We start from the raw sequence: 11,243 nt of genomic DNA on the forward strand, positions 1-11,243 counted from the left end.
ATTCCTTTCGCGGGTCGTCCGCTCAAGTGTGCGCCATCGCCGTGATGGCCTTCGGACTGCCCAGCCGTGCCGGCCGGCACCGGTAGAGGTCGCCAAAATACTTTCCCCAGCAACCCGGGCGGCGCGGGTTCAGCGGCTCAGTTCAACGGCCGTGGATCCCGCCGCCCGCCGGGCGCAATTTGCCCCCCGCACCGGAGCGCCGACCTGCGGTCGGCGTGGTGCGGTCGGGAGCGGGCGGGGCCGGGCGTTGCCTGAACGCTTCCGCTGGGGATGACGGTTTAAGCCGACGAGGACGTCGGCGCTCCTTCATGGTGCGGGTGCCGAACGGCGCCCTCGGGTTCTGCGTCGGGCTTTTGCGGCTCGACAGGTTTGGGTTGCCGGAGTAGATAGGTCTGCATGGTGGCAGCTCTGCATTCCTGCGTTGTTTGGGGCGTGCGTCCCACAACCGGTGGCTCGGCGCCGCTCCCGCGGCGCAACCCACGTTTGCTCCGGAGAGCAGACACCGCTTTCACCCTCAGCGAAAGCCATACGGGCTAGGCGCATCGCGATGAAGACCGCACTTATCACTTTGGGAAGCATTGCGCTGGCGCTATTTGTCCTTGTTCTCGGTGCTCGATGGTTTTTTGGCCGACCTTTCGACCAAGCACGTCATTTTCTTTTGCATGACGTGGATTATCATGCTGTTTCAGTTGCGTGTTTGGATTTGATGACACAGCCCCAATACAAGCCCTTGATCGACCAGTATCCAAGCGGTGATGACCCGCGGCTTCCGACTGCGATTCGAGATGTGAAGGCGTTCTGGTTATCCGTAAACACTAACGAGGTTCTGATTATGAAGACCGGCGGATTCTATCACATGGGACTTGTATTCGAGCGGAGCACCACCGCCTCCAATGCTTATGAGTTGTTATTTCGTGAGGAGCGGCGGGATGTCCCAGATAGATTGCTCTATACTTTGCCCGTGTCGACGAATGCGCCTATCGAACCAAGATAGCTTTGGCCGACGGAGCGCAGCGAAGGAACGTCGAAGCCAGCCGTTGTGGCACAGGCCCCGTAAAAGCCTGACGGCTCACGGGGGAACTGTTGAACGTCCCGAAGCCCTCGTTTGCCATTTTCTCCTTGGCCGCTTTCCATTTCCCCGCTCAACCGCATTGCCCGCCGCGCGGTTCGAGCCGCGCCGCCCCGCTTCATTGACTTGGCCCGCCGCGTCTGCCAGCTTCGCGCAGCGTTGCGTCGATGAAATCGCCCGACTTTTTTGCCCGCATCACCGGGGCCGTTCGTGAAGTGCTCAGCGGGAAACCGCCGAGCTGGCAGGACGACACGCATTCCGTGCCCAAGCTGCACCGGTTCGTGCATTTCTGCGTGCTGCTGACACGGACGTTCCTGCGGAACCGCTGTCCGGTGCGCGCCTCGGCGCTGGCTTACACCACCCTGCTCGCCCTGGTGCCGTTGCTGGCGGTGGCGGTCAGCGTCTCCTCCCTCTTTCTGACCGAGGCCCGGGCGGGCCAGATGGTGGACAGTTCGATCGGTTACATCGTGGAACAGGTGGCGCCGCAACTGGGCCTGATTCCCAGCGGCGAGGCCGGGTTTGATGCGCGCGAAAAGACCGCCGCGAGCATCCGGGCGTTCATCCAGAACCTGAACACGGGGACGCTGGGCGTCACGGGCACAATCGGACTGATCTTTGTCGCCATCAGCCTGCTGGCGACCATCGAGGCGGCGTTCAACGAAATCTGGGGCGTGGAGCGCGGCCGCAACTGGGTGACGCGGATCGTGCATTACTGGGCGGCCATCACGTTCGGGCCGTTCCTGATTCTGGCGACGATCCTGATGGTGAGCGCGCAGTTCCAGGCGGTGCAGCATTCGGCGGAGAGCTTCGGCGCGGTGGGGCGTTTTGCGCTGAAGATCGCGCCGCTGCTGATGCTGAGCCTCGCGTTCATGCTGTTCTACCAGACGATGCCGAACACGAAGGTGCAATGGCGTGCCTCGCTGATCGGCGGCCTCGTGGGCGGCCTGCTCTGGCACCTGAACGGGCAGTTCAACATTTTCTTTGCGTCGCGCATCGTCACGACCAGCAAGCTTTACGGCGGCCTGAGCGTGCTGCCGGTGCTGCTGATTGGCCTGTATTTTTCGTGGCTCATCCTGCTGTTTGGGGCGCAGGTGGCCTACGCCTTCCAGAACCTGGAGACCTACCTGCAGGAGCGCGCCAGCGAGGGCATCAACCAGCGCGGACGGGAATTCATCGCGTTCCGGCTGATGACGGCCATCGGTCTGCGATTTCAAAACGGACGGCCGCCGCTTTCGCTGAACCGGCTGGCGGTTGATTTGAGCATCCCCACGCGGCTCGCGCATGAAGTGCTGCAGGTGTTGCTGGAGGCGCGGCTGGTGGTGGAGGTGGCCGGCCGCGAAACGGCCTATTCGCCGGCCCGGCCGCTCGACCAGATCACGTGCCACGACATTCTGGAGTCCATGCGGGCGAGCCACGGCCAGGAACTGCCCACGCGCGAAGAGCCGGCGCGCCAGGAGGTGTTCGGTGAATTCCAGCGCATCTTCGAGGCCGAGCGGGACGCCGCGCAATCGGTCACCATGCTCGCACTGGTCAACCGCACGCCGTTGTTGGAAGACGCCGGCGAACCACGCCCGGGAACCCGGGCCCTGCCGGGCTGAACCCCGCAACCGGCCTCACGCAAACCTTTTTCACACCACCGACAATCCCCGCAACCCTCGAATCCCCCACTCCCATGATCATTGGCGTCCCCAAGGAAATCAAAAAACAGGAACACCGGGTGGCCCTGCTGCCTTCTGCCGCCTATCAACTCGGCAAACGCGGCCATCGCGTCGTGGTGGAACGCGGCGCCGGCGTCGGGGCCGGCTTTCTGGACAAGGAATACGAGCAGGCCGGCGCCGCCCTGGTGGACACCCACGCCGCGGTGTTCGAGCAGGCGGACCTCGTGGTCAAGGTGAAGGAGCCGCAGCCCGCCGAGCTGCCGCTGCTGCACCCGGGCCAGATGCTGTTCACCTACCTGCACCTGGCGGCGGACAAGGAATTGACCGAGGCGTTGATGCGTTCGGGCGCCACCGCGATTGCGTATGAAACCATCGAGGTCAACCGCCGGCTGCCATTGCTGGAACCGATGAGCGAAATCGCCGGCCGCATGAGCATCCTCGTAGGCGGCTACTTTCTGGCGAAGCACTACGGCGGCAGCGGCACGTTGCTGGGCGGCGTGCCCGGCGTGCTGCCGGGCAAGGTGGTGGTGCTGGGCGGCGGCTCCGCCGGCATCAACGCCGCGCGCATGGCCACCGGGCTGGGCGCGGACGTCACGATTCTGGAGGTGGACATCGAACGGATGCGCTATCTCGACATCACGCTGCACACGGCCCACACGCTTTACTCGGATGAATCCCGCCTCCTGCAAATGCTGCCCGGCACGGACCTGTTGATTGGCGCCGTGCTGCTGCCCGGCGCCAAGGCGCCCAAACTGGTCCGCCCCGACATGCTCAAGCTGATGCGCCCGGGCAGCGTCTTTGTGGACATCGCCATCGACCAGGGCGGTTGCGCGGAAACCTCCCGCCCGACCACGCACGAGAATCCGGTCTTCGTCGAGGAAGGCGTGACGCACTACTGCGTGGCCAACATGCCCGGCGCCTACTCGCGCACCGCCACGCAGGCATTGACGAACGCCACCTTCCGCTACATCGAATTGCTGGCCGACCACGGGCTGGCCGAGGCCTGCCAGCGCCAACCCGCGCTGCGGGGCGGCATCAACGTGATGAGCGGCCAGGTCACCCACAAGGCCGTGGCCGAAGCGCACGGACTCGCGTTCGCCGCGACGCAGCTTTAACTTCCGGAACAGCGCGGGCCGGGCCACGTGAAACTGCGCGGCCGGAGGCGCGCGCTGTTTTCCGCACCCGGCAGGTCACGGTGATGTCGTGCGATAAAACGCCTGGCCGGCCGGCGGATTGGAGTCCACCAACAGCGAAAATCCATTCAGGCCGGCCGTGCTGGTTTGAAGGTTGATCCAGGTGGAAGGATTCAACTCCAGCGTGCGCCACAAGGTGTAGATGCTGTTCGGCAACCCCGCGCATTCCACCACGGCCTGACCGCTGCCGAGATGGAGGCTGAGTTGCGCCGGTGCGGGTGACAGCGTCGCCAGGGCAACGTTGTCAATGAGCCCGTGAAACAATCCTTCGATGCCGCCCGCGTTCGCGTTTGGATTGCCGCCAATCGTGAACCAGGCGCCCGGGGCGACGGGAGTGGAATCCAAATGAATGCCCGCATCCACGCCGTTCACCCGCAGGCGGGTTTGCACGCCGCTCCCAAAATCCTCCCGTTGCAGCTCCAGATGCGTCCACGCATTCAAATTTACGGGCGGACCGCCGGAGGTCTGCTGCACGCCGTGGTGGATGATTTCCCACGTCCCGCCAATTTCCACCACGGCCAGGCCGCCGCCAGAGGAGCCCGTGCCCCCCACACTCACCGGGAAGCTGAACCCCGCGCTGCCCAGTGCCGTCGGATACACATCACAGGAGAGCAGGAAATCATTGAGGTCCAGGCCGGCATAAACTTGCTGCACCCCCGGGCCGCTGCCCTGGTAATAACTGGCGCCATCCAGGGCCATTGAAAGCAGGTCGCCCCCGCCGGGCACGTTGCCGCTGTAAAACGGCGTGCCATAGGCGGCGAGATGATTCGTCCCGACGGCGTCGCGCGTCAGCAATTGTCCGGCCGCGCCGGCCACGGCCCCGAGGTCATCGTCCCCCAGCCGATATTGCGCGAGCCGGTTGGTGATGACGGTGGCCGGACTTGTCACCGTGGCCAGCACCACGGAACTGGTCGTCGCGCCGTAGGCGTTGGTGACCACCACGTCGTAGTTGCCGCCCTGTCCGGAACTGACGTTGCTGAACGTGAGGGAGGAAGCGGTGCTTGCGTTGGTCAGCAACGCGCCATTGTGCCGCCAGAGATAACTCAGAGGCGGTTCACCCGTGGCCACGACGGAGAAGGTCAACATGCCGCCCGCGGGCGTGGTGGCCGGCGACACCGACGGGGCGCCGACAATGATGGGATTCAGATTGTGCAGCTCCACGTTGTCGATCTGGCCTTGGAACAGTCCCTCGATGCCGCCGCCGGTTTCCGGATTGGGATTGGCGCCGATGGTCAAGCCGGGCGGCGGATCGTTGGGCGTTGAAGTCAGGGCCAGCCCGGCATCCGTGCCGTTCACGAGCAGATGGGTTTCCACGCCACTGCCAAAATCTTTGCGCAACAGTTCGAGATGCGTCCACGTGTTCAAGGCCACGGCCGGACCGCCGCTGGTTTCCTGCAACATGTGGTGAATGATTTCCCACGTGCCGCCAATCTCGACAATGGCCAGGCCACCGCCGCCGGTGCCGGTGGCCCCCATGCTCACGGGAAAGCTGAACCCCGCGCCGCCCAGCGCCGTCGGATACACGTCGCAGGACAGGCTGAACCGGTTCAGGTCGATCCCGGAGAAAAGGTTGCTCAATCCCGTGCCGCGATAATAGCTCGCGCCGTCGAACGACAGGGAAAGGGAGCTGCCGCCCGGCGGAACGTTGGCGCTGTAGATGGGATGGCCCGAAGCGGCGAGGTCATTCGTGCCCACGGCGTCCCGGGTGACGGCGGCCCCGGCCGCGCCCGCCGTCGCGGAAGCATCCTGTTCGCCCAACGGCCAGCGCGCGCCCGGACCGTTGCCGGTGTGGTTCCCGTAGCGGATGGCATCGGACATTTGCTGCAAGTCCGCCCGGGCCATGATGGGCTTGGCCGCGGCCGCCGGTTGTGCGGGTCGGTTGTCCGTGGCGCCAGGCCGGGCATACCAAAACGTGGCCGCCGCGTAACCCAGCAGGTCCCACGGATTCCGAATGTCCGTGCCAAACGATGACTCCATGTCAAAGACGAGCCGTTGCCGGAAAGGAATCGCATCCAGCCCCCGCATTCGCGTGTTGATGTTGTAACCCACGGTGCAGCCATCCAGGCCGCCCACGCGCACGTTGGCCAGAAACGGATGGCTGAACTCGTCGGCACGGCTGGGCAACACTCCGCCCGCCCAGCCGTAGTAATCCTCCGAGCCCGTCCCAAACTGCGTGGGCACGCCATTCTGCCACGCGGCATCGACGTAGATTTTCTCGTCGCCCTCCCCCCACCAGGAATTCGTTTGAATGTTCAGCACCGTCCAGGAATCCCCCACGTAAATGCCCTGCCCTTGAATATCGACGTAGTTCCAATCCGCGGGCGGCGTGCCGGGCAGGATGCCATCCGGCCGCCACGTTGCATGGAAATGGAGCGAGCGTTCATCCCAGCTCCACGGGGCGGTAACGACCTGCAAGTTCACCGCCACGCCCTGGGTGGCTTCGTTGAGCACCTGAACGGAGGCGGACGTCGCATAGGGCATGACCCACGAACAGACCAGCGTGCCGTTCGACGTCACGGTGCGCTGCCAGGTTTGAAAGGGATGAACGGCATCCGGACAGGAAAAGAAATCCCCCACCGGGCACCAAACGGTTGGCTCGCCGTCAAACGTCATGGCCAGCACCGTGGAACGCAGACACGCAGAATTGGTAAGGCTCGCCGGCAGTTGCACCGAAAACTGCCGGATTGCATTGGCGCCACCAGGCAGGGCCATTTCGTAGCTGCCGCCCCCGGCCACCACGACACTGTTGCTCGTCGCGTCGCCGGCCGCCGCGGGCGGAGCGGTCAGGTTCTGCCCGACGCTCGTCCGCAATCCCGCCAGGGCCTGATAGTTCGTCTGGGAGAATGTCTCGACGGCGGTGCCGTTGGTGTAGGCGCGATACGCGACGTTGTAGTAAAACGGCGCCGCGGACAGCGTCACCTTGCAGCTTTGGGCGAACGGAATGGGCAGATACAAGTCCCCTGCGCGCGCCGTGTAGGCGGCAAACGGGTTGCCGATGGAGCCCTGGGCCGTGACCAGTTCAATCAACGATTCATCGAACGCCGGTTGCGTTGCGCCATCCAGGTAAATGCGCACGCTCGGGCCGGTGCGGTTGTTGTAGTCGTAATAGAAGAACGGCGTCCAGATGCGCGTCAGGCAGCCCGGCCCTTGATGCTCCATGATGACCCATTCCGGATTGCCGGTCAGCGAATTGGTTTCCACGCGGAGATAACCCGTCCCGTCGCCGTCAGCGAACCAGCCGCTGAACGTCTGGTCTGGTTGATTCCGGTTGTAGGACGCCCGATTGTAACTCGACGCGGTCAGCGCCTCGTAGGCCGGCGCCGGCCACCGGGCCAGCGCATCCCGGTTGGTCATCGTCTCCAACAAGGATTGCAGCGTCACCGTCTGCGCCACCGCCCCGGCCACGAAGCACATCATCGCTCCGCCAGCCAAAAGTCCCGCCCTCAGTTTGATCTTGTAACACTTCATACCTCAACAAACCGCCAGTCTTTCCCGTTCCGCTTTTTGTTCACTCACATCAAGCCTGCGCCCGGCCCACCGCCGGACGCAGGCCCGTTTCACCGGTCACGACCGCTTTAGGGCATCGTGGCCCGGTAGAAAGCCGTTCCCGCGGGTGGATTGGGATCGGTAAACAGCGCGGTGCCCAGATTGTCCGTAACGCCGTTGGTGACGGCGGACCACGTGGCGGGGCTCAAGCCCGGCGAACGCCACAGGGTCAGATTCGCCCGCGCCCGCCCGGCACAATCGACCTGGATCTGGTTCCCAAGTGACCGCAATTGCACTGCGGGCGGCACCAGGTTGAAGCTCTTGAGTTCGACGTTGTCCACCAGTCCGTTGAAGGGCCCTTCGATGCCGGACACGTTGTTGGCCGAGCGGTTGGCTCCCACGGTCAGGAAGGCCGGCGGCGGGTTGGGCGCGGAATCCAATTGGACCCCGGCGTCCACGCCATCCAGCAGGAGCCGTGTTTGCACGCCGCCGCCAAAGTTGCGCCGCACGACCTCGACATGCTGCCACGTGTTCAAGGGAATGGCCGGGCCGGCACTGCTCAATTCGACTCCGTGATTAATGATTGCCCAATTGCCGCCGACTTCGACGAGCGCGAACCCGCCACCACCGGCGCCCGTGCCGCCGATGCTCAACGGGAAGCTGAAGCCACCCGAGCCCGCCGCCGTCAGGTAAACATCACAGGACAGGCTGCAATTATCCCAATCCACGCCCGCATACAGATTGCTGAGCCCTGCCCCGCTGCTCTGGTAAAAGCTGGCGCCGTCGAACGCAACGGACAGCGCGCTGCCACCGCCCGGAACCTCGCTGCTGTAAACCGGCGTGCCGTTGGTGGCGAGATCGTTGGTCCCGATGATGTCCTTGCTGAACGCGGCGCCGGCACCGCCCGCCGTGGCCCCCGCGTCATCCTCGCCGAGCCGATACCGGGCCACGGTGGTGCCCACTGACACCCCGGGAAGCAGCACCGTGAGGTTGACGATGGAACTGGTGACCGCACCGACGGGATTGCTGACCACCAAATCATAAACACCGCTCCAGTTGGTGGTCACCCCGTTCAGGGTCAGCGTGGGCGAAGTGGTGTTCGTAAAGACCGTCCCGTTCCGCCGCCAGCTGAAGTTCATCGGCAACTGGCCGCTGATGCCGGACGCCGACAAGGACAGCGATTCGCCGCTCGGCAACAGATGCAACGGACTCGCCGTCAAGGTGTCGACCTGGGGCGGCAGCCCGACTGAATAGTCATGCACCACCACGTTGTCGATCTGGCCGCTGAACAACCCCTCGGTGCTGACGCCGTCGTTCTTGAAGTTGCCGCCAATGGCCAGCAGCGGGGTGATGGGCAGGTCCGGTCCCGCCGTGGCCGAGACGCCGGCGTCCACACCGTTCACAAACAGCCGGCTCCGCACCACGCTCCCAAATTTGCGGCGTTGCAGTTCCAGATGGGTCCATTGATTCAGCGCCGCCGGCACGCCCGCGCTCTGGCTGATGGATTGCTGGAACACGTGCCACTCGCCACCGATCTCGACAATCGAAAAACCGCCCGAACCGTTCTGCCCCATCGCCACCGGGAAGCTGAAACCCGCACTGCCCGGCGCCGTCATATATACGTCGCACGACAAACTAAAATTGTTGAAATCGAGGCTGGCATAAAGATTCGTGAGGCCGTCGCTGCTGCCGCCGTAGTAGCTCCCGCCGTCAAACGACAGCGACAACGTGCTGCCGCCGGCCGGAACATTGGCGCTGTAGGACGGCGCGCCAAACACCGGCAACTCCGCCGTGCCCACGGAATCCTTCGTCATTGCCGCCCCGGGATTGCCGGCCGCCGCCCCGGCATCATCTTCGCCCAGGCGGTAGCGCGCCACGTCCACTCCCGCCGACAGGGCGGGATCCTCGACCGCCACATTGACCACCGCGCTCGTGACCGCGCCAAAGGTCGTCGAAAGAATGACGTCGTATCCGCCCGCCGCGCTGCTGGTGGCATTGGTCAGTGTGACGGACGGCGTGGTGGTATTCGTCACCACCTGGCCGTTCAGCCGCCATGCGAAGGCCCGCGAACCGGCATCACCAGTTACGTTGTCGGCGGTGAGAATGATGGAATTACCGGCATAAATGGTGCCGGGCGACGCGGTGATGCCCCCCAGCGTGGGCGGCATGCCGACATTGAGATTGCTGACCACCACGTTGTCCACGAGCCCGTTGAAATAACCCTCCACATCGCCCGGAATGTCGCTGTTGAGTTCGTTGGCCCCGATGGTGAAGAAATCCTGCGGCGTATTGGGAGATGATGCGATCGCCAGGCCGGAATCCGCGCCGTTGACGAACAGCCGCGTCTCCACGCCGGAACCGAAATTCTTCCGGATGAGGTCCAGGTGCGTCCACGTGTTCGTGGCCACGGCCGGTCCGCCGCTGGTTGCGACCACGCCCATGTGAATCAGCTCCCACTGGCCGCCAATTTCGACGATGGCGATGCCGCCGGCGCGGTTGTCCCCAAGGCTGACGAGGAAGCTATAGCCCGCGGCCCCGGGCGCCGTCACGTTGACGTCGCAGGACAAGCTGAAATTGTTGAAGTCGAGATTGCTGTAAACCTGGTCGAAGCCGTCGTTGTTCAGCACGCTTCCCTGGTAACAGCTCGCGCCGTCAAACTGCATGGCCAGCGTGCTGCCCCCGGCCGGGACGTTGCTGCTGTAAAGCGGCGCCCCCACGGCGGCAAGGTCGTTGGTTCCCGCCGCATCGGTGGTCGTGGGATTGCCGGCATTCCCGGCAACGGCGCCGGCATCTTGCTCGCCAAGATTCCAGCGGCCGACGACCGGGGATTGCGCGTGGACGCCGAGCGCGAACGACGCCACGCCGGCGGCCAGAAGAACGGATCGGATGTATGTGCTCATAGGTTTGTTGGGGTTGTTTTCGGCAAGGAAAGTGGCAGGCATTGTCAGTGGGCGCTAAATCACGGCCAGGGAGTGCTGGTTCCGGTGCGCGCGGATGTTCCCGGGCGCTATTGCAGGTCCTCTCCCTTCAGCCCGTTCCGGGTCCAGTCAAAGTTGTAAACGGGATCGCGGCCGTTATAGCTGGTGGGGTTGAGTTGTGCCCAGCGGGCAAACTGGCTGTGGCCATCGACGAACAGGAGCACCATCCCGTTGGGTCCATGGCCGCCGCGGTTGCGCTGCGACGCGGACGTGACGTCGAAGACCGTGGCCGATCCCAGCTGGCTCGCGAAGCACGCGCGAATCGCCTTCTGCGTGGGATGCAACACCTCGGTGTAGGCGCGGCGCTGCGGGGCTGTGTTGTTGTCGTTGTTGTAGAATTGCGCGTAGTAAACGTAGGAACACGGAAACGGCAGCTGGTTCGTGGCAATGTAGCCGGTAGCCTTCGCCCATTCGATGTTCCAGCCTTCGCCCCGGTCCGCCGGGCACCGGTAAAAGCTCCGGTTGTTCGTGCTGATGTAAGGATCCGTCAGAGTCAGGACATCCACGAACGGCAACCGCGGCCAGCCATTGTTGGTGAAGGGGAAACGGTCGTTGTTGTCATTGACGTAAAGCAGGCTTGCAACGCCCAGCTGGCGCAAATTGGAAATGCAGTTGGCCGTCCACGCCTTCTGTTTCGCCTTGCCCAGGGCCGGCAACAGCATCGCGGCCAGAATGGCGATGATGGCGATGACCACCAGCAGTTCAATCAGGGTAAAGGCCGGGGAGCGGTGAACCGATCGCCCGGCGGAATCCGGGGCGGGAAAATGCCCGGCCGGGGAGCGGCGAACGCGGCAAAATGAGGGGAGCGACGTGTTCATGGTGTGGTTGATGGTTCGCATCCTACCCCCACCCGCCCCAC

The 11,243-nt window shown here is 64.2% G+C and carries 6 protein-coding genes; 3 read left to right on the top strand and 3 right to left on the bottom strand.

Annotation, left to right across the window (positions count from 1 at the left end):
- The first annotated feature begins 547 nt into the window (after positions 1-547).
- The 3 genes from VFV96_15610 (at position 548) to ald (ending at position 3,842) form a co-directional block, all read left to right on the top strand.
- Complete coding sequence (locus VFV96_15610) at positions 548-994, top strand: hypothetical protein (protein HEU5071829.1); 447 nt, start codon at positions 548-550, stop codon at positions 992-994.
- 242 nt (positions 995-1,236) lie between these two features.
- A complete protein-coding gene (locus VFV96_15615; protein ID HEU5071830.1) occupies positions 1,237-2,667 on the top strand; it encodes a YhjD/YihY/BrkB family envelope integrity protein in 1,431 nt (476 codons plus the stop codon).
- A 74-nt stretch (positions 2,668-2,741) separates the two neighbouring features.
- Positions 2,742-3,842, top strand: a complete 1,101-nt coding sequence (gene ald / locus VFV96_15620) for an alanine dehydrogenase (protein ID HEU5071831.1) — start codon at positions 2,742-2,744, stop codon at positions 3,840-3,842.
- 75 nt (positions 3,843-3,917) lie between these two features.
- On the opposite strand, the gene VFV96_15625 is transcribed toward ald, so the two are convergent.
- The 3 genes from VFV96_15625 to VFV96_15635 all read right to left on the bottom strand — a co-directional run bounded on the left by VFV96_15625 (position 3,918) and on the right by VFV96_15635 (position 11,223).
- Entirely contained in the window at positions 3,918-7,388 is a 3,471-nt protein-coding gene (locus tag VFV96_15625; protein HEU5071832.1) for a DUF2961 domain-containing protein, read from the bottom strand.
- Positions 7,389-7,495: 107 nt separating this feature from the next.
- Complete coding sequence (locus tag VFV96_15630) at positions 7,496-10,306, bottom strand: hypothetical protein (GenBank protein HEU5071833.1); 2,811 nt, start codon at positions 10,304-10,306, stop codon at positions 7,496-7,498.
- Between the two features lie 107 nt (positions 10,307-10,413).
- On the bottom strand, positions 10,414-11,223 hold the full coding sequence (locus tag VFV96_15635; GenBank protein HEU5071834.1) for a prepilin-type N-terminal cleavage/methylation domain-containing protein: 810 nt from the start codon (positions 11,221-11,223) through the stop codon (positions 10,414-10,416).
- Between the last annotated feature and the right edge of the window lie 20 nt (positions 11,224-11,243).

The sequence above is a fragment of the Verrucomicrobiia bacterium genome (genome assembly GCA_035765895.1).
Taxonomy (GTDB): Bacteria; Verrucomicrobiota; Verrucomicrobiia; order Limisphaerales; family DSYF01; genus DSYF01.

What these genes read in the sequence shown, in the direction of transcription:
- VFV96_15610 (HEU5071829.1), top strand. Translation starts at nt 548, where the DNA reads ATGAAGACCGCACTTATCACTTTGGGAAGCATTGCGCTGGCGCTATTT.
- VFV96_15615 (HEU5071830.1), top strand. Translation starts at nt 1,237, where the DNA reads ATGAAATCGCCCGACTTTTTTGCCCGCATCACCGGGGCCGTTCGTGAA.
- ald (HEU5071831.1), top strand. Translation starts at nt 2,742, where the DNA reads ATGATCATTGGCGTCCCCAAGGAAATCAAAAAACAGGAACACCGGGTG.
- VFV96_15625 (HEU5071832.1), bottom strand. Translation starts at nt 7,388, where the DNA reads ATGAAGTGTTACAAGATCAAACTGAGGGCGGGACTTTTGGCTGGCGGA.
- VFV96_15630 (HEU5071833.1), bottom strand. Translation starts at nt 10,306, where the DNA reads ATGAGCACATACATCCGATCCGTTCTTCTGGCCGCCGGCGTGGCGTCG.
- VFV96_15635 (HEU5071834.1), bottom strand. Translation starts at nt 11,223, where the DNA reads ATGCGAACCATCAACCACACCATGAACACGTCGCTCCCCTCATTTTGC.